25 protein-coding genes, 1 pseudogene and 1 riboswitch are annotated in these 25,622 nt (G+C 70.6%); of the genes and pseudogenes, 15 read left to right on the top strand and 11 right to left on the bottom strand.

What is annotated here, in order from left to right; translation table 11 throughout:
* Positions 1-16: 16 nt before the first annotated feature.
* Positions 17-1,312 (bottom strand): threonine synthase, encoded by a 1,296-nt coding sequence (gene thrC / locus PV679_RS24730; protein ID WP_319682581.1) that lies wholly within the window; start codon positions 1,310-1,312, stop codon positions 17-19.
* Between the two features lie 15 nt (positions 1,313-1,327).
* Positions 1,328-1,455: riboswitch (SAM riboswitch) on the bottom strand.
* 155 nt (positions 1,456-1,610) lie between these two features.
* On the opposite strand from thrC, the gene PV679_RS24725 reads away from it, so the two are divergent.
* From PV679_RS24725 to PV679_RS24715, 3 genes are all read left to right on the top strand, one after another.
* The gene (locus PV679_RS24725; protein ID WP_319682580.1) at positions 1,611-2,570 is read left to right on the top strand and encodes a glucosyl-3-phosphoglycerate synthase; all 960 of its coding nucleotides are present in this window, start codon (positions 1,611-1,613) and stop codon (positions 2,568-2,570) included.
* A 37-nt stretch (positions 2,571-2,607) separates the two neighbouring features.
* Positions 2,608-2,826: a hypothetical protein gene (locus tag PV679_RS24720; protein WP_319682579.1), complete on the top strand. Its 219-nt coding sequence runs from the start codon at positions 2,608-2,610 to the stop codon at positions 2,824-2,826.
* 85 nt (positions 2,827-2,911) lie between these two features.
* Entirely contained in the window at positions 2,912-4,324 is a 1,413-nt protein-coding gene (locus tag PV679_RS24715; RefSeq protein WP_319682578.1) for a trehalose-6-phosphate synthase, read from the top strand.
* A gap of 40 nt (positions 4,325-4,364) precedes the next feature.
* Here PV679_RS24715 and otsB read toward each other — a convergent pair whose 3' ends face one another.
* From otsB to PV679_RS24700, 3 genes are all read right to left on the bottom strand, one after another.
* Positions 4,365-5,213 (bottom strand): trehalose-phosphatase, encoded by an 849-nt coding sequence (gene otsB, locus PV679_RS24710; RefSeq protein WP_319682577.1) that lies wholly within the window; start codon positions 5,211-5,213, stop codon positions 4,365-4,367.
* An 85-nt stretch (positions 5,214-5,298) separates the two neighbouring features.
* Entirely contained in the window at positions 5,299-5,583 is a 285-nt protein-coding gene (locus PV679_RS24705; protein WP_319682576.1) for a DUF3263 domain-containing protein, read from the bottom strand.
* Positions 5,584-5,595: 12 nt separating this feature from the next.
* Complete coding sequence (locus tag PV679_RS24700) at positions 5,596-6,816, bottom strand: extracellular solute-binding protein (protein ID WP_319682613.1); 1,221 nt, start codon at positions 6,814-6,816, stop codon at positions 5,596-5,598.
* 335 nt (positions 6,817-7,151) lie between these two features.
* Here PV679_RS24700 and PV679_RS24695 point away from each other — a divergent pair, with 335 nt between their 5' ends.
* The 4 genes from PV679_RS24695 to PV679_RS24680 all read left to right on the top strand — a co-directional run bounded on the left by PV679_RS24695 (position 7,152) and on the right by PV679_RS24680 (position 11,187).
* Positions 7,152-8,045, top strand: a complete 894-nt coding sequence (locus PV679_RS24695; RefSeq protein ID WP_416069792.1) for an ROK family protein — start codon at positions 7,152-7,154, stop codon at positions 8,043-8,045.
* Complete coding sequence (gene nagA, locus PV679_RS24690; RefSeq protein WP_319682574.1) at positions 8,045-9,199, top strand: N-acetylglucosamine-6-phosphate deacetylase; 1,155 nt, start codon at positions 8,045-8,047, stop codon at positions 9,197-9,199. The genes PV679_RS24695 and nagA overlap by 1 nt, the downstream gene beginning before the upstream one ends.
* A gap of 125 nt (positions 9,200-9,324) precedes the next feature.
* Positions 9,325-10,275: a 1-phosphofructokinase family hexose kinase gene (locus PV679_RS24685; protein WP_319682573.1), complete on the top strand. Its 951-nt coding sequence runs from the start codon at positions 9,325-9,327 to the stop codon at positions 10,273-10,275.
* Between the two features lie 39 nt (positions 10,276-10,314).
* Positions 10,315-11,187, top strand: coding sequence for a class II fructose-bisphosphate aldolase (locus PV679_RS24680; protein WP_319682572.1), 873 nt, complete (start codon positions 10,315-10,317; stop codon positions 11,185-11,187).
* Here the strand turns inward: PV679_RS24680 and PV679_RS24675 are convergent, their stop codons facing one another.
* Together PV679_RS24675 and cdgB are read right to left on the bottom strand one after the other, a co-directional pair.
* Positions 11,188-12,183, bottom strand: coding sequence for a CBM35 domain-containing protein (locus PV679_RS24675; RefSeq protein WP_319682571.1), 996 nt, complete (start codon positions 12,181-12,183; stop codon positions 11,188-11,190).
* A gap of 222 nt (positions 12,184-12,405) precedes the next feature.
* Positions 12,406-14,109: a diguanylate cyclase CdgB gene (gene cdgB / locus PV679_RS24670; RefSeq protein ID WP_319682570.1), complete on the bottom strand. Its 1,704-nt coding sequence runs from the start codon at positions 14,107-14,109 to the stop codon at positions 12,406-12,408.
* Positions 14,110-14,446: 337 nt separating this feature from the next.
* On the opposite strand from cdgB, the gene PV679_RS24665 reads away from it, so the two are divergent.
* Positions 14,447-15,016 carry a flavin reductase family protein gene (locus PV679_RS24665; protein WP_319682569.1) on the top strand — a complete coding sequence of 190 codons (570 nt, stop codon included), beginning with the start codon at positions 14,447-14,449 and terminating at the stop codon, positions 15,014-15,016.
* Positions 15,017-15,074: 58 nt separating this feature from the next.
* Here PV679_RS24665 and arfB read toward each other — a convergent pair whose 3' ends face one another.
* Entirely contained in the window at positions 15,075-15,506 is a 432-nt protein-coding gene (gene arfB / locus PV679_RS24660) for an alternative ribosome rescue aminoacyl-tRNA hydrolase ArfB (protein WP_319682568.1), read from the bottom strand.
* A 176-nt stretch (positions 15,507-15,682) separates the two neighbouring features.
* On the opposite strand from arfB, the gene PV679_RS24655 reads away from it, so the two are divergent.
* Both PV679_RS24655 and PV679_RS24650 read left to right on the top strand, forming a co-directional pair.
* Positions 15,683-16,258, top strand: coding sequence for a TerD family protein (locus PV679_RS24655; protein ID WP_319682567.1), 576 nt, complete (start codon positions 15,683-15,685; stop codon positions 16,256-16,258).
* Between the two features lie 209 nt (positions 16,259-16,467).
* Positions 16,468-16,980, top strand: a complete 513-nt coding sequence (locus PV679_RS24650) for a GNAT family N-acetyltransferase (RefSeq protein ID WP_319682566.1) — start codon at positions 16,468-16,470, stop codon at positions 16,978-16,980.
* Between the two features lie 18 nt (positions 16,981-16,998).
* Here the strand turns inward: PV679_RS24650 and PV679_RS24645 are convergent, their stop codons facing one another.
* Entirely contained in the window at positions 16,999-18,414 is a 1,416-nt protein-coding gene (locus PV679_RS24645) for a M1 family metallopeptidase (protein ID WP_319682565.1), read from the bottom strand.
* Between the two features lie 280 nt (positions 18,415-18,694).
* Between PV679_RS24645 and PV679_RS24640 the strand changes: the two genes are divergently transcribed.
* Complete coding sequence (locus tag PV679_RS24640; RefSeq protein WP_319682564.1) at positions 18,695-19,432, top strand: hypothetical protein; 738 nt, start codon at positions 18,695-18,697, stop codon at positions 19,430-19,432.
* A 98-nt stretch (positions 19,433-19,530) separates the two neighbouring features.
* On the opposite strand, the gene PV679_RS24635 is transcribed toward PV679_RS24640, so the two are convergent.
* Positions 19,531-19,788, bottom strand: a complete 258-nt coding sequence (locus tag PV679_RS24635; protein ID WP_319682563.1) for a hypothetical protein — start codon at positions 19,786-19,788, stop codon at positions 19,531-19,533.
* Positions 19,789-19,939: 151 nt separating this feature from the next.
* On the opposite strand from PV679_RS24635, the gene PV679_RS24630 reads away from it, so the two are divergent.
* Positions 19,940-20,437 carry a hypothetical protein gene (locus PV679_RS24630; protein ID WP_319682562.1) on the top strand — a complete coding sequence of 166 codons (498 nt, stop codon included), beginning with the start codon at positions 19,940-19,942 and terminating at the stop codon, positions 20,435-20,437.
* 321 nt (positions 20,438-20,758) lie between these two features.
* Here the strand turns inward: PV679_RS24630 and PV679_RS24625 are convergent, their stop codons facing one another.
* On the bottom strand, positions 20,759-21,451 hold the full coding sequence (locus PV679_RS24625) for a pentapeptide repeat-containing protein (protein ID WP_319682561.1): 693 nt from the start codon (positions 21,449-21,451) through the stop codon (positions 20,759-20,761).
* Between the two features lie 195 nt (positions 21,452-21,646).
* On the opposite strand from PV679_RS24625, the gene PV679_RS24620 reads away from it, so the two are divergent.
* Both PV679_RS24620 and PV679_RS24615 read left to right on the top strand, forming a co-directional pair.
* A complete protein-coding gene (locus tag PV679_RS24620) occupies positions 21,647-22,645 on the top strand; it encodes a zinc-binding dehydrogenase (RefSeq protein ID WP_319682560.1) in 999 nt (332 codons plus the stop codon).
* Between the two features lie 219 nt (positions 22,646-22,864).
* Positions 22,865-24,436: an MFS transporter gene (locus PV679_RS24615; protein WP_319682559.1), complete on the top strand. Its 1,572-nt coding sequence runs from the start codon at positions 22,865-22,867 to the stop codon at positions 24,434-24,436.
* Positions 24,437-24,484: 48 nt separating this feature from the next.
* Here PV679_RS24615 and PV679_RS24610 read toward each other — a convergent pair.
* Positions 24,485-24,589 (bottom strand): annotated as a pseudogene (locus PV679_RS24610) (GNAT family N-acetyltransferase); the annotation flags it as partial.
* 80 nt (positions 24,590-24,669) lie between these two features.
* Here PV679_RS24610 and PV679_RS24605 point away from each other — a divergent pair.
* Positions 24,670-25,482: a recombinase family protein gene (locus PV679_RS24605; RefSeq protein WP_319682558.1), complete on the top strand. Its 813-nt coding sequence runs from the start codon at positions 24,670-24,672 to the stop codon at positions 25,480-25,482.
* Positions 25,483-25,622: the final 140 nt, after the last annotated feature.

Raw genomic sequence — 25,622 nt, 5'->3', positions numbered from 1 at the left:
CAGTGGTGGGCGGTGCTCAGCGGGCCAGGCCGGCGTCGCGGAACGCGTCGAGGCTCGGGCGGATCGTCGCCGTCGGGCCGGTCGTCGGCGCCACGGCGTCCAGTGTCTTCAGGCCGTCACCGGTGTTGAGGACCACGGTGGTCAGGGCCGGGTCGAGGACACCGGCCTCGATCAGCTTCCTGGTCACGCCCACGGTCACACCGCCGGCCGTCTCCGCGAAGATCCCTTCGGTGCGCGCCAGCAGCTTGATCGCGTCGACGATCTGCTCGTCGTCGACGTCCTCGACGGCGCCTCCGGTGCGGCGGGCGATGTCCAGGACGTACGGGCCGTCGGCCGGGTTCCCGATCGCCAGGGACTTCGCGATGGTGTTCGGCTTCTGCGGCCGTACGACGTCATGGCCCGCCTTGAAGGCGGTGGAGACCGGCGAGCAGCCCTCGGCCTGGGCACCGAAGATCTTGTACGGCCGGTCCTCGACCAGGCCCAGTTTGATCAGCTCCTGAAGACCCTTGTCGATCTTCGTGAGCTGGGATCCGGAAGCGATCGGGATGACGATCTGGTCGGGCAGCCGCCAGCCGAGCTGCTCACAGATCTCGTACGCGAGCGTCTTGGAGCCCTCGCCGTAGTACGGGCGGAGGTTGACGTTGACGAAGCCCCAGCCCTCGCCCAGCGGGTCGCCGATCAGCTCGGAACAGAAGCGGTTGACATCGTCGTAGTTGCCCTCGATGCCGACCAGTTCACCGCCGTAGACGGCGGCCATGACGACCTTGCCCTGCTCCAGGTCGTGCGGGATGAACACACAGGAGCGGAATCCGGCCCGCGCGGCGGCGGCGCCGACCGCGCCCGCGAGATTGCCGGTGGAGGAGCAGGAGAGCGTGGTGAAGCCGAAGGCGCGGGCGGCCTCGACGGCGATGGCGACGACCCGGTCCTTGAAGGAGTGCGTCGGATTGCCGGAGTCGTCCTTGACGTACAGACCGCCGGTGACGCCCAGCTCACGGGCGAGATTGTCGGCCTTGACCAGCTTGGTGAAGCCCGGGTTGATGTTCGGCTTGGTGGCCACGTCGGCCGGGACGGGCAGCAGCGGAGCGTAGCGCCAGATGTTGTCCGGGCCGTCCGCGATGCGCTTCTTCAGCTCTTCCGGGGTGCCGCTCGGCAGGTCGTATGCCACTTCGAGCGGCCCGAAACAGCTCGCACAGGCGAAAATGGGACCGAGGTCAAAACGCTCTCCGCATTCGCGGCACGAGAGGGCGGCGGCGGGGCCGAGATCGACGGATCCGGGAAGGACGTCGGTGTGGTGAACGGTCTGCGCAGACATGGAGGCGAGGCCCTTTCCTCATCTTCCTCACGACGCGTTTCGCCGCGAGACGGAATTGGCACCTTCCCCACCGTGACCTCGCGGTCGGCGGGAGGGTTGCCGGGGCTTCAACGGGCCGTTCCCTCTGCCCCTCTGGATGAGCGCTATGGCACCGGACCCGGGGTCCGGCGCGTTTTTCCACGTAACGACCCCCGACATGCGGTGGCCATTCGTGTTGTTCAAGACTGTAACCGAAGGACCGGACGGTTGAGATAGTCGTCCGCACCGCGAGATGGATCACTTTCAGGGAGTACCGACCGTGCTGGAAGAGGTGGAACGCTGGCTGACCAGGCGTTCCTGGTCCGTCGCCGACCGTACGGTCGACCAGCTTCTGGTGGCGAAGGCCACGTGCGGCAGCACGGTGAGCGTGGTGCTGCCGGCGCTCGACGAGGAGGAGACGGTCGGCGAGATCGTTTCCGTGATCCGTCGCGAGCTGATGGAGAAGGCGCCGCTCGTCGATGAACTGGTGGTGATCGATTCCGGTTCCGCCGACCGGACGGCCGAGGTCGCGGCGAAGGCCGGCGCGCGGGTGGTGCACCGGGACGCGATACTGCCACGGCTGCCCGCGCTGCCCGGCAAGGGCGAGGTGCTGTGGCGCTCGCTGCTCGTGACGAGCGGCGACATCGTGTGCTTCGTCGACGCCGATCTGCGGAACTTCTCGGCGGATTTCGTGTCCGGCACGGTGGGTCCGCTGCTGACCGATCAGGACGTGCAGTTCGTCAAGGCGATGTACGACCGGCCGCTCGGCTCGGAGGCCGGAGGCCCGGCGGGCGGCCAGGGCGGACGGGTGACGGAGCTGGTGGCGCGGCCGCTGCTGAATCTGCACTGGCCCCGGCTGGCCGGCTTCGTCCAGCCGCTGGGCGGGGAGTACGCGGCGCGGCGCTCGCTGCTGGAGCGGCTGCCCTTCCCGGTCGGATACGGCGTGGAGCTGGGACTGCTCGTGGACGCGCTGCACACGGTGGGCCTCGACGCGCTGGCCCAGGTCGACGTGGGAGTGCGCGTGCACCGGCATCAGGACGACCGCGCTCTCGGACGGATGGCCGCGGCGATCTACCGTACGGCTCAGCTACGGCTGTCCCGGGCGCACTTGGTACGGCCGGAGCTGACGCAGTTCGAGCGAGGTGCGGACGGCTTCGTACCGCGCACACACGCCGTGGACACGGAGGAGCGGCCGCCGGTGCGGGAGATCTCGGAGTACCCGGCCGGACGTGCGGCGTAACCGCCGACCGTCATGGTGTCTGCCTAGATTGCGCCTCATGGGCGTGAGGCATCGGTTCGTTGTGGCGCTGACCGTGGCGCTGACCGTGGCGGTGGCGCTGCTGTATCCCGGCTGGGCGAGCGCGGCGGGCCCCGGGCGGCCGGCCGGGACCGGCGCTGTCGCCGAGCGGTGGTGGCTGCTCGGCGGGATGGTGGTCGCGCTGGCCGGCGCCGGAGTGGTCGCGCTGGCCGCGGCCCGTGGCCGCCGCCGGGGCTGAGCCGTCACCGGCCGCGGCCAGGAGTCACCCGCATGGAGTTCCGTCCGTACGTTTGAGCGTTTCCGGGACGGGCTAGGTTCGGCACATGGTCACCGAGCAAGCCGCCCAGGTCCTCGTCGCGTCCAACCGCGGCCCTCTGTCGTACACGCTGCGCGACGACGGCGCGCTGGAGCCGAAGAGGGGCGGCGGCGGGCTGGTGTCCGGCCTGTCCGCCATCGGGCCCGAGACGGACGCGGTCTGGGTGTGCGCGGCGCTCGGAGACGGCGACCGGGAGGCCGTACGCCGCACGGGCGGCCGGCTGGATCCGGCCGACACGGGCGGACAGCGCGTCCGCATGCTGGACATCGCGCCGGAGGTCTACGCGGACGCGTACAACGGCGTCGCCAACTCCACTCTGTGGTTCGTGCACCATCTGCTCTACCAGACGCCGCTGGAGCCGGTCTTCGGCCCGGAGTTCCGCGCCCAGTGGGCCTCGTACGAGACCTACAACCGCGCCTTCGCCGAGGCGCTGGCCGACGAGGCGGGCGAAGGCGCGTCGGTCCTGGTGCAGGACTACCACCTGGCGCTGGTGCCCGGGATGCTGCGCGCGCTCCGGCCCGATCTGCGGATCGGGCACTTCTCGCACACGCCGTGGGCGCCGGTCGACTACTTCCGGCTGCTGCCGGACGACATCGCGCGCCAGCTTCTGCGCGGCATCCTCGGCGCGGACCGCGCGGCCTTCCTGACCCGCCGGTGGGCGGACGCCTTCACCGCCTGCTGTGCGGCGCTGCTGGGCGGGACGGGAAACACCAGGATCGGCGTGCACGGCCTGGGCGCGGACGCGGACTTCCTGCGCGAGCGCGCGCACCGCCCGGACGTGGACGAACGCATGGAGTCTCTCCGGGCACAGATCGGCGGCGCCGACCGGAAGACCATCGTCCGGGTGGACCGCACGGAACTGTCCAAGAACATCGTCCGCGGCCTGCTCGCCTACCGCCTGCTGCTGGCCGACCGCCCGGAATGGCGCGAACGCGTCGTCCATGTCGCCTTCGCCTATCCCTCCCGGCAGGATCTGGCGGTCTACCGCGACTACACCGCCGAGGTGCGGCGGCTGGCCGACGAGATCAACGCCGAGTTCGGCACGGACGGCTGGCTGCCGGTCGTCCTCCATGTGAAGGACGACTTCGCCCGCTCGCTGGCCGCCTACCGGCTGGCGGACGTGGCCCTGGTCAATCCGATCCGCGACGGCATGAATCTGGTCGCCAAGGAAATCCCGGTCGTCTCGGAGCACGGCTGTGTGCTGGTGCTGTCGCGGGAGGCGGGCGCGTACGAGGAGTTGTCCGAGGACGCGCTGGTGGTGAACCCGTACGACATCACGGCCACGGCGTCGGCCCTCCACGAGGCGCTCACCATGGAGCCGCACGAGCGGGCGGAGCGCACCAAGCGGCTGGCCGCCGCGGCGACCGCGCTGCCGCCGCAGCGGTGGTTCCTGGACCAGCTCGACGCGCTGCGGGCCTGACCGTGCGGCGGTCGCGGCCGGCCGCGACCGCCGCACGCGGTCAGGCGTCGGCCGCCGCTCGCGCCACGGCCGCGAGGAAGTCCACCACCGCCGCCGGTCCCGGCAGCAGGAGGTCGGCCCGCTCCGCGAGCTCGGGCACTTCCGTGCCGCTGCACACCAGCAGGCCCGGATGGCCTTCCTCGCGCAGCGACTCGACGGCCGCGTACGCCGGGAGGTCTCCGAGGTCGTCGCCCGCGTAGAGGACCGTCTCGGCGCCGGTCTCGCGTACGTACTCCGCCAGCGCCACGCCCTTGTCCATTCCGGGCGGGCGCAGTTCCAGGACCATGCGGCCCGGTTCGACGATCAGGCCGTGCCGGGCGGCCAGCTCGCCCAGCGGGCCGCGCAGCGCGTCGAAGGCGGCCTCCGGGTCGGAGGCGCGGCGGGTGTGGACGGCGACCGCCTGGCCCTTCTCCTCGATCCAGGTACCGCGCCAGGCGCCGAACCGGTCGAGGAAGCCGGGAAGTTCGGCGCGGGCCGCCGCCACACCGGGGTTCGCGGCGGGCGCGTGGACGGTGCCGGTGACGGCGTCCCAGCGCTCCGCGCCGTAGTGGCCGAGGACGACGAGATGCTCCAGGCCCGGCACGCCGGCGAAGCCGCCGTACCGGACCGCGACCCCGGCCGGCCGGCCGGTGATCACCGCGACGGACGCGACCCGCGGCGCCAGTGCGGCCAGGGCCGCGGCGGCGCGCGGATGGGCGCGGGCCTGCTCGGGGTCGGGGACGATCTCGGCGAGGGTGCCGTCGAAGTCGAGGGCGACGACGGCCTTGCCCGGCCGGGCGAGAAGCGCGGCCAGACCGTCGGCACCGGCGGAAGTGGCCGGAGCCGGCAGAGGATACGGAGTGCTGCCCATGTCTTCGACCCTATCCGCGGATCCCGGATCACCACCACGGAAGGCGGCAGCCGCGCACCGGACACGGCTCGCACGGCCGGCGGTCTCAGCGGCGCTTTCTGCGCTCGTCCCTGATCCGGCGCAGCCGGTTCACCGTCACCGGATCGTGCGCCAGCGCCCGCGGATCGTCCAGCAGCGCGCCCAGTAGCTGGTAGTAGCGGGTCGGCGAGATACCGAGCCGCTCCCTGACCGCCCGCTCCTTGGCGCCCGGCCCCGGCCAGCCGCGCCGCTCCATGGCGAGGACGGCGCGGTCCCGCTCGGACAGCTCCGCGGGACCGCGGGCATCGTCGGCCCCGGCCGGTTCTCCGGGCTCGGGCGGGTGCGCGGTCATAGGGACGTCACGCTACTCGGCGGCCTCCGCCGACGACGCGTCGCGGGCTATCTGCGCGAGGACGTTCGCGGGGCTGGCGCCGGGTTCGACGGCCTCGCCGATGTTCCTCTTGATGCTCTCGCTGACGCTCGCCCAGGTGTCCTTGCCGTACGGGTACAGCTCGGAATTGGGCAGCGCCGCCAGGAATTTGGCCAGGCCCTTGTACTTCGGGTCCGCCGACATCGCGTCGTCCGCGCTGTAGGTGACGGGCAGCAGGTCGTACTGGCCGACGAAGTCCAGGACGTTCTTGTCCTCGTACACGAAGTCCAGGAACTTGCCGATCTCCACACCGTGCTTGTTCTGCTTGAAGGCCATCATCCAGTCGGCGACGCCCATCGTCGGCATGGGCTTGCCGTCGCTGCCGGGCAGCGGCACCGTACCGACCTTGATGCCCGCCTTCTCGGCGTCCTTCATCAGCGTCGGATGGCCGTTGAGCATGCCGACCCGGCCTTCGGTGAACGACTTGAAGGCATCGGCGCGGTCCAGCTTCGCCGGAGCGACCGGGCCGGTGAGCTTCTCCTCGACGAGATTCTTCTTGAGCCACTGGAAGGTCGCGACGTTCTCGGCCGAGTCGATGCTGTACGAGCCGTCGGCGGTGTCGGTGTAGCCGCCTCCGCCGCTCAGCAGCCACATCATGCTCTCGGCCTGGGACTCCTCGGAGCCCAGCGGCAGCGCGAACGGCGTCGGCACGCCTGTCGCCTTGAGGGCCTCGGCGTCGCTCCTGATGTCGTCCCAGTCCTTCGGGGCGCTGAGCCCGGCCTGGTCGAAGAGCTTCTGGTTGTAGAAGAGCAGCCGGGACGAGGCGATGAACGGCAGTCCGTACTGGATCCGGTTGACCTTGCCGGCGTCGGAGAGCTGGGAGAGGAAGTTCGCCTGCGTCGGTATGGAGAGCGTTTCGTCGGCGCTGTAGAGCTTGCCGTCCTTGGCGTAGTCGGCGTAGGCGCCGATCTGCGCGATGTCCGGCGCGTTGTTCCGCCGCACCATCTCGGCCACATCGCTGTCGACGGTCTTCCACGAGCGGACATCGACATCGATCTTGATACCGGGGTTCTTGGACTCGAACTCCTCGGCCAGCTCGGACCAGTACTTCTCGGAGCTGTTGGCCGCGCCGGTGCCGTAATCGGCCGCCACGAGTCTGAGGGTGACGTCCGCGCTGCCTGCCGTGCCGCCGCAACCGGCCAGCGCCATCGTCATGCCCAGTGCGGCTGAGGCCGCGGTCACTCCCAGATAGCGCTGCTGCACAGGTCTGCTACCGCCTTTGTTCTTTACATTGTCCGTAAGGCTCACGACGGTTTCCCGTGAAGCCCCGTTGTGAAACAGCGATTTTCCCTCATCCGGAGGTTTGCGGTCCACGCGGGGTCGGTTTCGCTTCGGCAACGTCTGTCCCATGCGTAAACCAGCTCGTAAGAAGGCAGGCGTTTGTATGGGCGCACAACAATCCCGAGCAGTGGACTAGACCTTTCCATGGTCGACGCGCGAGACTGTGTCCCGTGAGACACGTCATCGCCCTGGATGTGGGCGGCACCGGCATGAAAGCCGCCCTGGTCGGGTCGGACGGCGCGCTGCTCCACGAGGCGCGGCGGCCGACCGGCAGAGAGCGGGGCCCGGACGCGGTCGTCGAGACCATCCTCGGTTTCGCCGCCGAGCTGCGCGCGTACGGCATCGAGCACTTCGGCGAGAGCGCCGCCGCCGCCGGAGTCGCCGTACCGGGCATCGTCGACGCGGAACACGGGACGGCGGTGTACGCGGCCAACCTCGGCTGGCGCGACGTACCGCTGCGGGACCTGCTCGGTGAGCGGCTCGGTGGCGTACCGGTGGCGCTGGGCCACGACGTGCGCACCGGCGGACTCGCCGAGGGACGGCTCGGCGCGGGCAAGGGCGCCGAGCGGTTCCTGTTCCTGGCGCTGGGCACCGGGATCGCCGGCGCCATCGGCATCAACGGTGTCATCGAGGCCGGCGCGCACGGCTCGGCCGGCGAGATCGGCCATGTCGTGGTCCGGCCCGACGGCCCGCTCTGCGGCTGTGAGCAGCGCGGCTGCCTGGAGACGCTCGCCTCCGCCGCGGCCGTCACCCGCGCCTGGGCGGCGGCGAGCGGCGACCCGCGGGCGGACGCCGCCGACTGCGCGAAGGCCGTGCGGTCCGGCGACCCGGACGCCGTACGGGTGTGGCGGGACGCGGTCGACGCGCTCGCCGCCGGGCTGGTCACCGCGCTCACCCTGCTGGACCCGCGCACGCTGATCATCGGTGGCGGTCTCGCCGAAGCAGGAGAAACCTTGTTCACACCCCTGCGGGCCGCGGTCGAGGAGCGAGTGACGTTCCAGACGCTGCCCGAGATCGTCCCGGCGGCCCTCGGGGACACCGCCGGATGCCTGGGCGCGGGGCTGCTCGCCTGGGACCTACTCGCCACGGAGGTATCCGCCTGATGGCCGTACGCGCCGAAAGCACCGTTCTCACCGGCGCCCGGGTGGTGCTGCCCACCGGGACCGTGGAGGGCGGCCGGGTGATCGTCGAGGGCGGCCGGATCGCGGGCGCCGCCCCGGCCGGCGCCACCACGCTGGATCTGTCGGGACACTGGGTGGTGCCCGGCTTCGTGGACACGCACAACCACGGTGGCGGCGGCGCCTCGTTCACCTCCGGCTCGGTGGACGAGGTCCTCACGGGCGTCCGTACACACCGCGAGCACGGCACCACCACGCTCGTCGCCTCCACCGTCACCGGCGAGATGGACTTTCTCGCCCAGCGCGCGGGCCTCCTCTCCGAACTGGTCGAGCAGGGCGATCTGGCGGGCATTCACTTCGAGGGTCCGTTCATCTCGCCGTGCCGCAAGGGCGCACACAGCGAGTCCCTGCTGCGCGACCCGGATCCGGCGGAGGTGCGCAAGCTGCTCGACGCGGCGCGCGGCACGGCCAGGATGGTGACGCTCGCCACCGAACTGCCGGGCGGCATCGAGTCCGTACGGCTGCTCGTGGAACACGGCGTGATCGCCGCGATCGGGCACACCGACGCGACGTACGAGGAGACCGTCGAGGCCATCGACGCGGGCGCGACGGTCGCCACGCATCTCTTCAACGCGATGCCGCCGCTCGGCCACCGGTCGCCGGGTCCGATCGCCGCGCTGCTGGAGGACGAGCGGGTCACCGTCGAGCTGATCAACGACGGCACCCATCTGCATCCGGCGGCTCTGGAGCTGGCGTTCCACCACGCGGGCGCGGGCCGGGTCGCCTTCATCACGGACGCGATGGACGCGGCGGGCTTCGGCGACGGGCTGTACCAGCTCGGCCCGCTCGCCGTCGAGGTCAAGGAAGGTGTCGCACGGCTGGTGGAGGGCGGCTCGATCGCCGGCTCCACACTGACCCTGGACACCGCCTTCCGGCGCGCCGCGACAGTGGACCGGCTGCCGGTCGAGGACATCGTCCGGGCGGTCTCCGCCAACCCGGCGAAGCTGCTCGGCCTGTACGACCGGATCGGCTCGCTGGAGCCGGGCAAGGACGCGGACCTGGTCGTCCTGGACGCGGACTTCTCGGTCACCGGCGTACTGCGCAAGGGCGAATGGGTGGTTGAGCCCCACCTGGGGTGATTTCGCCATAAGAACATACGAGTACGACGAAGGCGGTCGGCCCGGGGTCTGGGCCAACCGCCTTCTTTTTGACATGATCGCCCCGGTAATCGGCCGAACAAGCTCGTCTCCCGGGGGTGTGACGGATGATCCTGACGGTCACGCTCAACACCGCGCTGGACATCACCTACCGCGTCCCCGCGCTTCTCCCGGCCACCACGCACCGCGTCGGCGAGGTCATCGAACGGCCCGGCGGGAAGGGCCTGAACGTCGCGCGCGTGCTGTCCGCGCTGGGCCACGAGAGCGTGGTGACCGGATTCGCGGGCGGCCGGACCGGCGACATACTGCGGGACCTGCTCGCCGGCTCCGGCGGCGGACGCGGCGCCGCGGCTCCGGGCCCCGTCGACGCGCTCGTCCCGATCGCGGGAGCCACCCGGCGCACCGTCGCCGTCGTCGACGAGACGACCGGCGACACCACACAGCTCAATGAACCGGGCCCGACCGTCTCGGCCGCCGAATGGACCGCCTTCCTCACCGGCTACGAGCGGCTGCTCACCGGCGCCGACGCCGTGGCCCTGTGCGGCAGCCTGCCTCCCGGCATCCATGTCGGCGCGTACGCCGAGCTGATCCGCCGGGCCCGCGCCGCCGGAGTGCGCGTACTCCTCGACACCGGCGGCGAACCCCTGCGCCGGGGCATCGCCGCACGGCCCGACCTGCTCAAGCCGAACGCCGTCGAACTCGCCGGGCTCACCGGCTCCCGCGAACCGCTGCCCGCCGCGCTCGACGCACGCCGGCGCGGCGCCCACTGCGTCATCGCCTCACTCGGCGCCGACGGCGTCCTCGCCGTCACGCCGGACGGCATCTGGCAGGCGGCCCCGCCGGCCGCGGCGCGGGGCAATCCCACGGGCGCGGGCGACTCGGCGGTGGCCGGTCTGCTCTCCGGGCTCGTGGAAGGGCTCCCCTGGCCGGCCCGGCTGGCCCGCGCGGTCGCGCTGTCCACGGCGACGGTCCTGGCCCCGGCCGCGGGCGAGTTCGACGCGCGGGCATACGAAGAGCTGCTGCCGCGCGTCGCGGTGACGGAGCATCGGGCGGCCTGAGCACGGGCCGCACGGCGGGCAATCCTGGGGGACGGACGCATGCCACTGGTCAGCACGGGTGAACTCGTCTCGGCCGCCGCGGCCGGAGGACGCGGGATCGCCGCCTTCAATGTCATCACCCTGGAGCACGCGGAGGCCATCGCCACCGGCGCCGAGCGGGCCGGCGCGCCCGCCGTCCTCCAGGTGTCCGAGAACGCGGTGCGGTTCCACGGCGGAGAGCCCGGTCCCGTCGCGGCGGCCGTCGCCGCCGTCGCCCGTGCCTCCTCCGCGCGGCTCTCGCTCCACCTCGACCATGTCGAGTCGGCGGAGCTGCTGCGGGCCGCGCCCGCCGCGGGCTTCAGCTCGGTGATGTTCGACGCCTCGAAGCTGCCGTACGCGGAGAATCTGAAGGCCACCGCGCAGGCTGTACGCCACTGCCATGACCACGGCGTCTGGATCGAGGCCGAACTGGGCGCGGTGGGCGGCAAGGACGGCGCGGGAAACGACGGACCGTCCCTCGGCGCGCACGCTCCCGGTGTGCGCACGGATCCGGCGGAGGCGCTCGTCTTCGTCGCCGAGACCGGCGTCGACGCGCTGGCCGTCGCGGTGGGCTCCTCGCACGCGATGACCCGGCGCACGGCCGCTCTCGACCACGCGCTGATCAAGGCCCTGCGGGACGCCGTCCCCGTACCGCTCGTGCTGCACGGCTCCTCCGGCGTCCCCGACGAGGAGATCCGCCGGGCCGTCGCGGCCGGCATGGTCAAGATCAATGTCGGCACGGCACTCAACTCGGCCTTCACCGGCGCCGTACGGCGGTTTCTGACCGCGCATCCGTCGACGGTGGACCCGCGGAAATACCTCGTCCCGGCTCGCGAGGCGATGGCCGGGACGGTGGCGGGGTTCCTGCGGGTGATCAGCGGCTCCGGAGAATGATCACGCCTTGGGAGGCGTGACCTCCAGCCAGTCGAGGATGGCGTCGCACTGATTGCCCGGCTCGCAGGAGATCTTGATCGTGTTCTTGCCCTGCTGGAGATCGACCGGCGCCCAGGTGGTCTGCCAGTTCTTCTCCCAGTTGGGGTCATGGGAACTGATGAAGTTCTTCAGACCGAGCGGAGAGGAGTTCGCCTTGCCGTTGACGGTCAGCGTGGCGTTCGCGTCCTTGGCCGGGATGGCGTAGCGCACGGACAGCGCGTACCGGCCCTCCTTCTCGATGTCCGCGGTCCAGGTCACCGAGGCACCCGGGGCGTTGAAGCCCGACACATACGCGCCGCCGGTGCCCTGGGCGCCCTTGATGTCCGTCGCGAGGACGGCGGGCGGCCCGAGCTTGAGGGTGGCCGCGTCCTGCTTGGGCAGCCGCTCCTCCTTGTCCGGCTTCTGGTCCTTGTCGTCCTGCTGGTCGCCGGGCTGCGCCGACTGGCCGACGGTCGGGCCGTCCGACGGCGCCGCGTCATCCAGCTTGTCGTCACCGCCGCCGGAGAGCGCCACCGTGATTCCGATCACCACCACGGCGACCACGGCGATGGCGCCGATCAGCAGGCCCCTGGTGTTGGGGCCGCTGCCGCGTCCGCCGCCGCGCTGAGCGGGCACCTGGCGGGTGGTGGCACCGCCGGGCTGGGTCTCGGGCGCCGCGTAGTTCGTCGGTGGCTGCTGGCCGTAAGGAGCCTGGCCGTACTGCTGCTGGCCGTACTGCTGCTGCCCGTACGGCGGCTGCTGCGGCGGGACCTGCTGCTGACCGTACTGGCGCTCGCCGACCGTTCTGACCTGGTTGTACGAAGTCCTGGGCACGCCGGGCTGCCCGGCCGCCGGACCGGGGTAGCCGTAGCCGCCCTGGCGTCGCTGACCGGTGCCTGCCGCCTGTCCGTCCTCGTACAGATAGCCGAACGGATCGTCGTCCTCGGGCGTGCTAGCGCCGTTGTTCCCGGCCGTCATCCCTGGTCACTCCTTACCATCTCGCCAGCGTCGCCGACCGGCCGAGCCTACCTCGAATGAGCAAGTCCCCGGACGGGCCTTGACTCATGGGAGCCCACTGTGCGGGCCCTTGATGAACAACGCGTCGCGCCCATGTCCCAGCCGTGTCCCGAACACGGCAGGCCGGACCGGGCCACGAAGACCGGCCGGACAGGACGCAGGCCCCGACCGGTCGGACAGGACCTAACCGGCCCGGCGGTGGACCTTGCTACGCGATCGCTTCTCGATGTACATCCGCTGGTCAGCGGATTGCAGTACCTCCTCGACCGACATTCCGCAGCTCGCCCAGCTAATTCCGAAACTCGCGCCGACCCGCACGGCCCGCCCGTCGACCCTGATCGGCGGAATGATCGCGTTCCGCAGCCGGACGGCGAGGTCGGCGGCGTCCGCCGCGCCCAGGCCGTCGGCGAGAACGACGAATTCGTCACCGCCGAGCCGGGCGACGGTGTCTCCGTCCCGTACGCCGGTGGTCAGCCGGTGCGCGACCTCGATCAGCACGGCGTCACCGGTGTTATGGCCGAAACGGTCATTTATCGACTTGAAACCGTCAAGGTCGCAGAAGAGGACCGCGAGGCCCTTGCCGCCGTCGTCGCTCTCCGCGTCCTCGCCGGGCGCGACCATGTGCACATGGTGGTCGAAGGGGCCGCCGTCGGGGCCGAAGCCGCCGTGCGCGCCTCGCTCTTCGTAGCCGTCGTATCCGTCATAGCCGTCGTAGGCGTCGTATCCGGGCTCGTACAGGACGGTGCCCTCATATCCGCCGTACGCCGCGTCCAGGGCCTCGACCGCGGTCTCCCGCGGAGCGTGCGGGCGCGAGCAGAGCCGGGCGCTGAGGCGCGCGCGCAGTTCCGCGCTGTTCGGCAGGCCCGTGAGCGAGTCGTGCGAGGCCCGGTGGGCGAGCTGGAGCTCGCGGCTCTTGCGCTCCTCGATGTCCTCGACATGCGTGAGCAGGAAGCGAGGGCCGTCCGCCGTGTCCGCGACGACGGAGTTGCGCAGCGAGACCCAGACGTACGAACCGTCACGGCGGGCCAGCCGCAGCTCGGCGCGACCGCCTTCGGCGGAGGTACGGAGCAGGGTCCCGATGTCCTCGGGATGGACCAGATCGGAGAACGAGAGCCGGCGCATCGCGGAGGCCGGCCGGCCCAGCAGCCGGCAGAGCGCGTCATTGGTCCGCAGCAGCCGGCCGTGCTGATCACCGCCCATCTCGGCGATGGCCATACCGCTGGGCGCGTACTCGAAGGCCTGCCGGAAGGACTCCTCACTGGCCCGCAGCGCCTGCTGTTCACGCTCCAGACGGACGAGTGCGCGCTGCATGTTTGCTCGCAGACGAGCGTTGCTTATCGCAATGGCCGCCTGGGACGCGTACATCTGGAGGGCCTCCTGGCCCCACGGGCCCGGACGGCGGCCACCGCGCGGCCGGTCGACCGAGATCACGCCGAGGAGCTCGTTCCCGCCTCCCGACGCGTACATCGGGGCGTAGAGACGGTCCTGAGGGTGCCATTCGTCCTCGAACCGGGGGTCGGGGCCCTCGGTGTACCACTGCGGGACGTCGTCCTCCAGCAGGACCCAGCCCTCGGTGTGCGGTATGAAGCGCAGCGAGCCCCAGCTCTCGCCCATCGCGAGACGCCGTTCCCAGGAGCCTCGGGAGCCGACCCGGCCGGTGATCAGCGCTTCCGCGGCGGCGCTGCCGGCGAAGGCGGCGACGACGAGGTCACCGTCGGCCTGGACGACATTGACGCACGCGAGCTGGTAGCCGAGCCCTTCCACCACGCCGTCGGCGACGGTCTGCAGGGTGTCTGCCAGACTCCGGGCCGTGTTGAGTTCGGCGACGGCCTGATGCAGTTGCCGCAGGGTCGCAAGACGGACATACGGCTCCGACTCGGTCTCCATTACTCGCTCTCCCCGAGACCTCGACAGCAACTCCAGGAATCTCATCGGCTCTCGTATCGCACTGTCCTCGCCACTGAATCACAGCGAGCTGTGCGCCCGGTACACAGGGTCAACAAATACTGCACTCTGTGAGTCAAGTCACATCACATGATGAACGGAGCAGCGCGCCCGCCGGAACCGCTCCACAGATTTCCTGAACGCAAATTCCGGCCGTCCGCCGGCCGTTCCCGGCCGCCGGGGAGCGCCCGCCGCGCGCCGACTGCGGCGCTGGTCCTAGGACCAGGCTGGTCCCCTGGCCCGATGCGGCCGCGGGAGAGCCGAGACTAGCGTCTCCTCCGTGTCCCAGACGACCCCCGCTCCCCATGCCGAGGCCATCCCCCATCCTGAGGGGGTGAGCAACGACGAGTTCCGCGCCGCCCTGTCCCGGCTGGCGGCGGGTGTGGTGCTGGTGACGGCGCATGAACCCGCACTGAGTCCTGGCAGTCCTCGCGGCGAGGACGCCGGGATGACGGCGACCTCCTTCATGTCCGTCTCGCTGGACCCGCCGCTGGTGCTGGTCAGCGTCCGCAACGGCTCCCGCATGGACGACCTGCTCGCCGAACAGCCGCTGTGGGCGGCCTCGTTGCTGACCGAGAGCCAGCGCCACATCGCGGGCCGGTTCTCGATGAAGGGCCGGATCAGCGACCGGCTGCTCTTCGCGGACATCCCGTACCGCCGTGGGGAGTTGAGCGGAGCGCCACTGGTCGAAGGAGCGCTGGCGGCGCTGGAGTGCCGTACGGAACAGCGGGTCGAGGCGGGCGATCACACGCTGGTCATCGGCCGCGTCCTGGCGGCGGACCTGCCGAGCACGGAGGGCGGACCGCTGGCTTACTTCAAGGGTCGCTACCGCCGGCTCAGCGAGGGCTGAGCCGCCGGGATCCGGCAGACCGTCCGACGACCGATCCGTCCGACGACTGATCTGATCCCTACGTCCAGTCGCGGCCGGTGCGACCGCGCTTGGTCTGCGCGCGCTGCTTCTTCTCCCGCAGCCTGCGCTCGTTGATACCGCGCGGGATCTTCGTCGTGCGGCGCGCTCGCGGCGGCGGCGCCGTCGCCTCGGCGAGCAGGGACACCAGCCGGACCGCCGCCGTCTCGCGGTTGCGCCACTGAGAGCGGTGCTCCGACGCGCGTACGGTGATCACGCCGCCCACCAGCCGGTTGGCGAGCCGCTCCAGCGCCCGCTCCTTCCACACCGGCGGAAGCGCCGCCGTCCTGGCGAGATCGAACCGCAGCTCCACCTGCGAGTCGCTGGTGTTGACGTGCTGGCCGCCGGGCCCGGACGAACGCGAAAAACGCCACATCAGTTCGGTCTCCGGCAGGGAGACCGAACCGCGGATGACATACGAAGGCCCGGACATACCTCCATGGTCCCGTGTCCGCGGCGTCCGCGTCACCCTCTTTTCCCGGCCTGCCGTCCACTTGGGTAAAGAAAGTAAAGCGTCAGGAACCTCCGGGTCCTCTGTCTGCGTTATGCCGGGTGACGGTAACTTCGGGAGTGCTCGAAGCCCGCAGACGACAACGAAAGGGACATCCCATGGCTGTAAGCCTGTCCAAGGGCGGCAACGTCTCGCTCACCAAGGAGGCACCTGGCCTGACCGCCGTCACGGTGGGCCTCGGCTGGGACGTCCGCACCACCACCGGCACCGATTTCGACCTCGACGCCTCGGCCATCGCGGTGAACCCGGGCGGAAAGGTCGTCTCCGACAGCCACTTCGTCTTCTTCAACAACAAGTCGACGCCGGACCAGACGATCGTCCACACCGGTGACAACCGCACGGGCGCGGGCGAGGGCGACGACGAGGCGATCAACGTCAATCTGGCGGGTCTGCCGGCCGATGTCGACAAGATCGTCTTCCCGGTCTCCATCTACGACGCCGAGACGCGCAGCCAGAACTTCGGCCAGGTGCGGAACGCGTACATCCGTATCGTCAACCAGGCCGGCGGCACCGAGATCGCCCGCTACGACCTGAGCGAGGACGCCGCCACCGAGACCGCCATGGTCTTCGGCGAGCTGTACCGCAACGGTGCGGAGTGGAAGTTCCGCGCGGTCGGCCAGGGTTACGCCTCGGGTCTGGTGGGCATCGCCACGGACTTCGGCGTCAACCTCTGACACGTACGCCGCGGTGACAACGGGTGGGTTCCGGCCTCGGCCGGGCCCACCCGTTCGCGTCCGCGCCGGACACGAACGGATGGGCCCGGGCGCGCGACACCGGAGCGGACAGCGGCCGGGCCAGTCCTCGCCGGGCCAGTCCTCGCCGGGCCAGTCCTCGCCGGGCCAGTCCTCGCCGGGCCGCGCCGCTGATCGGTAGCCTGCGCCGCATGATCGTCGAACCGCTGACGCCCGTGGACGGCGCCCTTCCCGGGCCCCTGCTCACCGAACTCGCCGCGCTGTACGCCTCCAACCATGAATTCCAGCAGCTCAGCGGCGACTTCCCGGATCCCGACGAGATCCGTCCCGAGCAGGTCGCGGCCTCCCTCGCCGATGAACTGGCCCATCCGGACGCGGAGGTGCTGCTCGCCCGTTCGACAGGACGCCTGGTCGCGATCGCCGTCACTCTCGCCCGCCACCCCGACCCGGACGACCCCGATGCCTGGATCGGCCTGCTGATGGTGCACGCGCGCGAACAGCGCTCCGGTCACGGGCGGGCGCTGGCCGGAGTGATCGAGGAGCGGTTCCGGACGGCTGGGCGCACGGGCGTCAGGATCGCCGTACCGGAGAACAACCGGAAGGCCGTCGCCTTCTGGACCGCGCTCGGCTACACGGAGATCGACCGCCGCCAGGACCGCGCGCGGGACCACCTCTGTCTGGTGCTGCGCAAGGCTCTCGGATGACGGACCCGGGCGCGGGCCTCAGTCGCGGGCCGGCCTGCCGTGGCCGTACAGCCATGGCTCCCACACGTCCCGGAGATCCCGTCCCGACTCCCGCTCCGCGTATGCCGTGAAGTCGTCGGTGGAGGCGTTGTCGTGACGGCGCGTCCGCAGCCAGCCGCGCAGGATACGGAAGAAGGTCGTGTCGCCCACCGTCTCCCGCACCCGGTGCAGGACCATGGCGCCGCCGCCGTACACCGGCGGCCGGGAGATGTCCGCGGTGGAGGGCGGATCGGCAGGAGGGAAGACCCAGTTGTCGTCGTCGTCATACGCCTCGTCGAAGCTCTGCCGCACCGGTACGTCCTTGGTGTCCTCCTCCCAGAGCCATTCCGTGTACTCCGCGAATCCCTCGTTGAGCCACATGTCGTGCCAGGACTTGGGAGACACGGAGTTGCCGAACCACTGGTGGGCCAGCTCGTGCACCAGCGTTCCCACACTGGTCGGGCCGGGAAGGAAGGGCCTGTTCTGGGTCTCCAGGGCATAGCCGGAGTCACGCGGCCGTCCGATGATCACACCGGTGGAGGAGAAGGGATACGGGCCCAGAGTCCGCTCGGCCCACTCGATGATCCCCGGAACCGCCGCGACCAGATCCGCGCTGTCCTCGGCGACGGTCGGATCGACCGCCGTATAGACGGGCACCGAGATCTTCTTGGGCCGCTTCCTGGAATCCTTCGACGCCTTGGCCCCGTTGTCCGGTTCGGCCGCGCTGGTCGACACGGTCCGGTACGGGCCGATGGCGACCGTGGCCAGATAGCTCGCCATCGGCTCGGCCGAGTGCCAGACGAAGGCGGTCCTGCCGCCTTCCGTCAGCTCATTCGTCAGCTCACCGTTGGAGACGGCCTTGAGCCCGCGCGGGACGGTGATCCGGATGTCGTACGCCGCCTTGTCGCTCGGATGGTGATTGCCCGGAAACCACGCCATGGAGCCGGTCGGCTCGCCCAGCGCGACCGCCCGGGACCCGGATCTGAGCCAGCCCTCCTCCGAGGTGTCCGGATCGGTGATCTTCTCCGGCGTACCGGAGTAGCGGACGACCGTACGGAAGGTGTCGCCCCGGTCGATGCCGTCGCGGGGCCGCAGCGTGAGTTCCGTACCGGCCCGGTGGACGGCGGCCTTGTCACCGTCGACGGTCGCGGAGTCGACCGACATCCCGGCGAAGTCGAGATTGAAGGCGCTGAGGTCCTGGGTGGCGCGAGCGGTGATCTCGGCGACGCCCTGGAGCCGGCCGGTGGCCGGGGCGTAGTCGAGGGTCAGGCCGTAGTGCCGGACGTCGTAGCCGCCGTTGCCGAGCCGTGGGAAGTAAGGATCGCGCAGGCCCGCGGCACCGGGCTTGCCGTCGTTGGCGCAGCCGGTGAGGACGAGCAGAGCGAGAGCGAGGGCTACAGGAGTGCGCTGGTCCACGCGGTGATCGTAGGCCGCGAAGCGCTCCGGCGCGGCTCCACGGCGCGGCGGCGCCCGCCGGCCGCCCGGCCGTGCGGACGGGCGTTCGGAAGCGGTCCCGGCCCGGTACGGCGGGCGGTCGCGGCCCGGTACACGGAGCGCGGGCGCCATGGTCGGCAGCCGGTGGGAGCTTTTACCTCGTTGCGGTGAACGCACGACTGATCACGGTTGGTGACGCACCCCGCGTAGGAGATCTTCCTCTGAACGGGCGCCTCCCGCGCCCAGACGGAAGGACATCACCATGCTGCGCACCGTCGCTGGAACGCTCGCCGCCGTGGCGGCCCTCGGTATCGGCATGGCCGCCCCCGCGGTGGCCGCTCCGCTCCCGAAGGCCGCTCCGGTCCCGGTGACCGGCTTGACCTGTGACGGCGATACCTACAAGTGCACGGCGGCGCTCAAGTTCGGCGACGGCAACTGGAAGGCGACCTGGGCGGTGGCGGTCGCCCACCAGGCCACCAGCACGGCCTCCACCAACACGACCACGAACAACACGGCCACGAACAACATCGCCGGCAGGACGCCGACCAACACGGCCTCTATGACGCCGGCCATGACGGCCACGACCGGTCCGGCCGCGGCCAACACGGCGACGCTGGGCTTCAGAGCCCTGGCTCCGGTCCCGGCCACCGCCGTGACCTGTGACGGCAACACCTACAAGTGCACGGCCGCGCTCAAGTTCGGCGACGGCAACTGGAAGGCGACCTGGGCCGTGGCGGTCACCCACCAGGCGACCAGCAGCACGGGCACCACCAACACGACCACGACGCACAAGACGCCTACCACCACGACCAACACGACCAGCACGACGCCGACCACCACTCCGGCCAACACCGTCACACCGGGCCTCAGGGCCGCGGCTCCCGTCCCCGCCACCGCCGTGACCTGCGACGGCGACACCGGCAAGTGCACCGCCGCGCTGAAGTTCGGCGACGGCAACTGGAAGGCGACCTGGAACGCCACCATCGCCCACCAGAAGTGACGGCCCGCTCCGCCGCGGCGGACGCTTGGTGACAGCGCGCGGCGGGCGAGGGACCGGATACTCTCGCCCGCCGGCGCGGATCGAGGGCTCAGCCGGGCTCAGCCAACGAGGTCGTGGCCGGCCTTGACCGCGTCGGATCCGGCCTTCACCGCGCCCTTCACGGCGCCCACCTTCTTGCCGACCTTGTTCCCGATGACGCCTTCGGCCACCGGCTTGGCTTTTTCACCGGCGACGGTCGCGGTCTTCGCCGCTCCGCTCAGGGTCCCGCCGAGGTCGGACGCGTGGGCACAGGGAGCGACAGCGGCAAGGAGCGCGGAGCCCGCCGCCGCGGTGGTGAGAAATCGACGTACGTTCATGGTCGGTACAACGCGCGGAGAGGCCGCAGGACACGCGGCCGCGGACCGGTCCGGCCGTCCGCGTCCCGTACCGGCGCCGCCGGACACGGGCTCCGGAGAGGTACGGCCGTCCGCCTGCCGGGCCGCCGCGAGGCCATGACACCATCGGGCGGTGCTCGACATCGGCTACTCACTCTCCCGCCGCTTCCCCGATCCGCCACAGACGGACTACCGGCTCGCGGACGTCCGCGCGCTGCGGCACGACCTCTTCTGCGGAGACGTCTATCTCGCCGACACCAACGCGGACCGCGAGGTGTCCACAGCCTGGGGATGGGTGCCGGTGCTCGACTTCGCCTGGGCGCTGTGCGACATCGTCGAGCAGCTCGACCGCGACCCGCGCGGCAGCCGCTCGTCCAAACCTCAGTACGCCGAGCTGGACTTCACGGAATCGGCGGACCGCATGCTCTTCCAGCGGCGCTTCGGCTGGGTCGATGTGGAAGCCGACTGGATGCCCGGCGACGAGCCTCCGCTGACCTTCAGCCACCGGCTGCTGCGCCGTGAGGCACGTGACTTCCTGCACGACCTGATCGCGGACCTCGCCGATATGCACGAGGGCCTGGCCGACAACCCGATCGTCTGGGATCTCCAGTCGCGCTTCTCCCGCGTCTGAGCCTTCTCCCGCGCCGGAGCTTCCCGCGCCGGGCCTGCCGCGCTTCCGAACAGCTCGGTCCGCCCGCAGGCGCTGCCGTTGATGCCACTGCCGGTGTACCGCCCACGTAACTTCCTCACACGGTGGTCACAGAGCCCACCCAGTGAATTCCGCGTCGGCAGGCGTACATCCTTCGACGCCGGGCACACGAGCATGTGCCGGGGCACTGCCGGGAACCGGGCGACCGCTTCCTCCCCCCACACAGGCCGTGTCTCTGGAGCACACGAAGACCCCGACCCCATCCCCCCAGGTCGGGGTCTTCGAAGTATGTGGCCCCGCACCTCACCCGGCCTGATCCTCCACTCGCACACCTATCTGGGCAGCGAACGCCGGTGCGAGCTGGAGCAGTTGAGCCGAGCTGATGACGGCGCCCGCCAGCCGGTCCAGACCTCGCGCGATATCCAGCTCGGCCACCGTCCGCAGATCGACGTCCTTCATCCGGACGCTGCTGAAGTCGGCCCGCCTGAGCACACAGCCACGGAACTCCACCCGCTCCAGCTCCGCTCCTCCGAAGTCCGCCTCGGACAGGACGCAGCCCTCGAACACCACGTCCTTCAGCCGGGCCTTGCGCAGATTCAGATAGTCGATCTTTCCACCGCGGAACAGCACCCGCTCCAGCACCGCGCCATGGGCCTGCGTCCCGCCCAGCCGCGCGTCCACCACCTCCACGTCCCGCAGCGACGCCCCGGCCAGCTCCGTGCCGACTCCTCGCACACCGCTGAGCAGGCAATCGATGAACCGCGCCCGCCCCAGCGCCGTCTCGTCCAGCACGCACTCCCGCAGCGCGCAGTCGATGAACCGCGATCCCGGGCCGCCCTGCCCGCTCAGGTCGAGATCCTTGAACTCCAGCCCGTCGTAATCACCGTCCGGCTCAAGACCGCCGCGGTACGGACTCAGCGGCGGCAGCCGTACCTCCGCACGGCGTACCGCCACCGGTTTCGATGCGGTCCCGCTCCTCGTCGTCTTCCGTGCCATGCACCCATGGTGACGCACACCACTGACGGCGTCCCCGATGTCACGGATCACGACCCGTCAGCCACCGTGCCGGCGGGACCGGACACCAGGTCCCTCACGCCCTGTCGGGCCCGGGACGGTCGAGAAGACTTGACCTCAAGCCGACTTGAGGTCGGAGGCTGGTCGCCCGCGACCGGACGATCCCAGGGAGCCCGCATGCACGCCGTCCGCCTCCACGCCTTCGGCCCCGCCGAGAACCTCACGTACGAGCGGACCGACGACCCGGCGCCCGGTCCCGGCCAGGTGCGGATCGCCGTCGCCGCCGCCGGCGTCCATCTTCTCGACACCGCTCTGCGCCAGGGCCTGACCGGGCCGTATCCCGCGCCGGCCGTGCTGCCCACGATCCCGGGCCGCGAGGTGGCCGGTACGGTCGAGTCGCTCGGCGAGGGCGTCGGCGCCGACTGGCTCGGCAAGCGTGTCGTCGTCCATCTCGGGATGGTCCCGGGCGGTTACGCCGAACTGGCCGTCGCCGACACCACCCGGCTCCATGAGATCCCCGCCGGACTCGGCGAGGCCGAGGCGGTAGCCATGATCGGCACGGGCCGTACGACGCTGGGCATCCTCCAGTTCACCGACCTGGGCCCCGATGACATCGCTCTCGTACCGGCCGCGGCCGGCGGCATCGGCACGCTCCTGGTGCAGTACGCGAAGAACGCCGGCGCCACCGTCATCGGCCTCGCGGGCGGCCCCGCGAAGGCCGCTCTCGTCGCGGCGAACGGCGCCGATCTCGCCGTCGACTACACCCGGCCCGACTGGGCCGGCGAGGTGAGCGCCTATCTGGGTGACCGCGGCGCGACCGTTGTCTTCGACTCCGTCGGCGGCGCGACCGGACTGGCGGCCGTCGGACTCCTCGCCAAAGGCGGCAAACACCTTGTCTTCGGCTGGTCGGGCGCGGGTCCGCACGACGGAGAGCCGCTGTCCTTCACCGAAGAGGAGCTGACGGAGCGCGGCATCACCTCGGAGTCGGTCCTCGGCCCCGTGATGCTGGAGAAGGCGGGCGGTGACATACGCGTACTCGAAGAGCGTTCACTCGCCGAGGCCGCCGCCGGCCGGCTGCGGCCCGCCGTACAGCGCTTCCCGCTCGCGGAGGCCGCGCGCGCCCACCGGGCGCTGGAGACGCGGGGCACCGTCGGAAAGGTCGTCCTGGAGCCGTGAGGCGACCAGGGCCCGGACACCGTACCGGCGCGGGCACGGGGGTCTCGCGCCGGTACGGAGGCCGGTCCATGGACGGCGAAGCGAGCGGAAAGCGCGATTCGAGACGGTAAGGAGCGAAGAAGAACGATTCATGATGTTCTGGGCGGAGCTTCCGGCGAGACGCCGGGAGTGAACAGCAGAGATCCACTGCGCGGAGATCCACTGTGAGGGAAGATCTCTATGAGCGACCCGGCGATGTCCGGCCGACCGCCCGGCCCCAGGACCGGTCCTCCGCCCGGCACCTCGGGCCCCGAGGCCGACGTCCACCGCTGGTGGGCGCTGGCCGTCATCGCGACCGCCCAGCTCATGGTCGTACTCGACGCGACGATCGTGAACATCGCTCTGCCGTCCGCCCAGCGCGAGCTCGGCCTCACCAACGGCAACCGGCAATGGGTCATCACCGCCTACACGCTCGCCTTCGGCGGGCTCCTGCTGCTCGGCGGCCGGATCGCCGACCTCGTCGGCCGTAAACGCACCTTCGTCATCGGGCTCATCGGCTTCGCCGCCGCCTCCGCGCTCGGCGGCGCGTCCGTGAGCCCGCTCATGCTCTTCGCGGCCCGCGCGCTCCAGGGCGTTTTCGCCGCGCTCCTCGCGCCGTCCGCGCTCTCCCTGCTCACCACCACCTTCACCATCGGCAGAGAACGCGCCAAAGCCTTCGGGATCTACAGCGCCATCGCCGGCGCCGGCTCCGTCATCGGCCTGCTCCTCGGCGGTGTCCTCACCGAATACCTCTCCTGGCGCTGGTGCCTGTACGTCAATGTGCCGATCGCCGTCCTCGCCGTCTTCGGCGCGTTCGCGCTGCTGCGCGACCGGGCCGGCCAGCGGGGAGCACACCTCGACATACCCGGAGCCGTCCTCGGCTGCGGCGGGCTCGTCGCGCTCGTCTACGGATTCAGCGAGGCCGAATCCGCCGGCTGGACGGCTCCGCTCGTCCTCGGCCTGCTCGGCGGCGGCATCGCGCTCCTCGCCGCCTTCACCTGGTGGGGAACCCGCGCGCCGGGCCCACTGCTGCCTCCGCGCGTCATCAGCGAACGCAACCGCGGCGGCTCCGTACTCACCATGTGCCTGACCACCATCGGCCTCTTCGGCGCGTTTCTCTTCATGACGTTCTTTCTGCAGAACATCCTCGGCTACTCGCCGCTCAGAACCGGCCTGGCCTTTCTGCCGATGTCCGCCGGAATCATCGTCGGCTCGACGCAGATCTCCGCACGGCTGCTGCACCACGTACCGCCGCGCCTGCTCCTGGGCCCGGGACTGCTGCTCGCCGCGGCCGGGCTCTACTCGCTGACCTTCATCGACACCCACTCCAGCTACTCCGGACACATCCTGCCCGGCACCCTGATGCTGGGCCTCGGACTCGGACTCACCTTCATGCCCGCCATCGCGACCGCCACCGGCGGAGTCCCGCCGAAGGACGCGGGCGTCGCCTCCGCCACCGTCAACACCGCCCAGCAGGTCGGCGGCTCCATCGGTACGGCCCTGCTCAACACCATCGCCGCGACCAGCACCAGCGCCTATCTGGCCGACCGCCTCGGCGACCCCGCCCGGCGGAACAACCTCACACCGGCCGAGCGGACCAGCGTCGTCAACACCGCCGTCGTCCACGGCTTCACCGTCGCCATCGGCTGGGCGGCGGTCATCCTGCTGGTCGCGGCCGTCCTCGCCGTACTGCTGGTCAACGCCCGCTCGCCCAGCCACCGCGAGTCCGCCGAAGCGAAACCGGAACCCACCGCGGTCCGACCACCCGCGTGAGCGAACCCGCTCAATGACGGATCCACCGGCCCGTCATCGACCGCCCAGCTAGGCCAAGGCGTCGTCCGTCAGCCGGAACACCGTCCACCCGTCCTGCGGCCGCGCGCCCAGCGACCGGTAGAAGGCGATCGACGGCTCGTTCCAGTCGAGGACTCACCACCGCTCTTTCTGTGCCGTGTCACGGCCCCCAGTAGACGGAGGAAAGTCCGGGACCTGAACAGTGGTGGGTGGCTATGCCTCAGAGTGTTGCTTGTGCCGTCGCGGTGCTTTACCTGCGGCTTTCACATGAGACGTTCGCGTCCGACTCCCTGGAGGGACAGGAAGCGGACTGCATCCGGCGGGCCAGGGAGCTGGCCGGGCCGGACGCCAAGATCGTGATCTTCCGAGAGGTCGTTTCCGCCTCCAAGGCCAAAGTGCGGCGTCGCGAGTTCGACGCAATGGCCGAGTACATCAAGGAGAACCGCCCGGCGTTCCTGATCGCACCGGCGTTGCTGGACGCAGTGTTCTTGTCCGCTGGGCGTGCACTGCATCTGGCCAACGCTTTCGAGTCGAAATGCCAATACGTGCTGCGGATCGCCAACCTGATTGAGGCGGTGCAGGCGGACCCGGTGCTGACCCTGCAAGAGGCGATTGAAGCTGCCCCGGCGGACAAGATGCTTGGGGGCACCCTGCGTGGTCTGACGAACCACTCGCTGGGCGTCCCGTCCGAGGGTGTCGCTGTGCTCGACAAGGCCAGGAAAGCCCGGAACTTCATCGCCCATGAAGGCGCTTCGGTGGGCACGATCTGGACGGCAGACAGGGACCGCATTCTGGGCCACGCGATCCGGCTCCGTGCTGCCGTGACGGATCTGGCGTTTGGGGACAACGTCATCTCGCTGTGGTGCCACGAGATCGACGAACCGAAGGAGTCCCCGCCAAGGCTCTTGATCGATGCCTATCCGAAGATGGTTGACGACTGGGTCTTTGGCCACTTCGGCGGACTACTCGACGCCCAGGGAGCGTGCGACGAGGTGGAGCCTTCGGCTGGCGAACAGAACGCGCCATGAACTCGTAGACGACCTGGGGAGGACCCCTCAAGCAGGGGGCTGGGGCATCGAAACGTGATAGCGGCTCTGTCTCTGTACGGGTTCCAAGGTCTGTGAGAGGCCGGAACGGCCGTTAGAGGCGGCCCCTGGCCTGGGCGGAT

Origin of the sequence: Streptomyces sp. AK02-01A (assembly GCF_033795305.1) — a bacterium.
In the GTDB taxonomy this organism is placed as follows: domain Bacteria; phylum Actinomycetota; class Actinomycetes; order Streptomycetales; family Streptomycetaceae; genus Streptomyces.
The sequence above is the reverse complement of the archived record's forward strand: the minus strand, read 5'-3'. Positions and strand labels throughout refer to the sequence as shown.

Coding starts and splice junctions, on each gene's coding strand:
- thrC (WP_319682581.1), bottom strand. CDS start 1,312: ATGTCTGCGCAGACCGTTCACCACACCGACGTCCTTCCCGGATCCGTC.
- PV679_RS24720 (WP_319682579.1), top strand. CDS start 2,608: ATGGGCGTGAGGCATCGGTTCGTTGTGGCGCTGACCGTGGCGCTGACC.
- PV679_RS24715 (WP_319682578.1), top strand. CDS start 2,912: ATGGTCACCGAGCAAGCCGCCCAGGTCCTCGTCGCGTCCAACCGCGGC.
- otsB (WP_319682577.1), bottom strand. CDS start 5,213: ATGGGCAGCACTCCGTATCCTCTGCCGGCTCCGGCCACTTCCGCCGGT.
- PV679_RS24705 (WP_319682576.1), bottom strand. CDS start 5,583: ATGACCGCGCACCCGCCCGAGCCCGGAGAACCGGCCGGGGCCGACGAT.
- PV679_RS24700 (WP_319682613.1), bottom strand. CDS start 6,816: ATGACGATGGCGCTGGCCGGTTGCGGCGGCACGGCAGGCAGCGCGGAC.
- PV679_RS24695 (WP_416069792.1), top strand. CDS start 7,152: ATGAAAGCCGCCCTGGTCGGGTCGGACGGCGCGCTGCTCCACGAGGCG.
- nagA (WP_319682574.1), top strand. CDS start 8,045: ATGGCCGTACGCGCCGAAAGCACCGTTCTCACCGGCGCCCGGGTGGTG.
- PV679_RS24685 (WP_319682573.1), top strand. CDS start 9,325: ATGATCCTGACGGTCACGCTCAACACCGCGCTGGACATCACCTACCGC.
- PV679_RS24680 (WP_319682572.1), top strand. CDS start 10,315: ATGCCACTGGTCAGCACGGGTGAACTCGTCTCGGCCGCCGCGGCCGGA.
- PV679_RS24675 (WP_319682571.1), bottom strand. CDS start 12,183: ATGACGGCCGGGAACAACGGCGCTAGCACGCCCGAGGACGACGATCCG.
- cdgB (WP_319682570.1), bottom strand. CDS start 14,109: ATGGAGACCGAGTCGGAGCCGTATGTCCGTCTTGCGACCCTGCGGCAA.
- arfB (WP_319682568.1), bottom strand. CDS start 15,506: ATGTCCGGGCCTTCGTATGTCATCCGCGGTTCGGTCTCCCTGCCGGAG.
- PV679_RS24655 (WP_319682567.1), top strand. CDS start 15,683: ATGGCTGTAAGCCTGTCCAAGGGCGGCAACGTCTCGCTCACCAAGGAG.
- PV679_RS24650 (WP_319682566.1), top strand. CDS start 16,468: ATGATCGTCGAACCGCTGACGCCCGTGGACGGCGCCCTTCCCGGGCCC.
- PV679_RS24640 (WP_319682564.1), top strand. CDS start 18,695: ATGCTGCGCACCGTCGCTGGAACGCTCGCCGCCGTGGCGGCCCTCGGT.
- PV679_RS24635 (WP_319682563.1), bottom strand. CDS start 19,788: ATGAACGTACGTCGATTTCTCACCACCGCGGCGGCGGGCTCCGCGCTC.
- PV679_RS24625 (WP_319682561.1), bottom strand. CDS start 21,451: ATGGCACGGAAGACGACGAGGAGCGGGACCGCATCGAAACCGGTGGCG.
- PV679_RS24620 (WP_319682560.1), top strand. CDS start 21,647: ATGCACGCCGTCCGCCTCCACGCCTTCGGCCCCGCCGAGAACCTCACG.
- PV679_RS24615 (WP_319682559.1), top strand. CDS start 22,865: ATGAGCGACCCGGCGATGTCCGGCCGACCGCCCGGCCCCAGGACCGGT.
- PV679_RS24605 (WP_319682558.1), top strand. CDS start 24,670: ATGCCTCAGAGTGTTGCTTGTGCCGTCGCGGTGCTTTACCTGCGGCTT.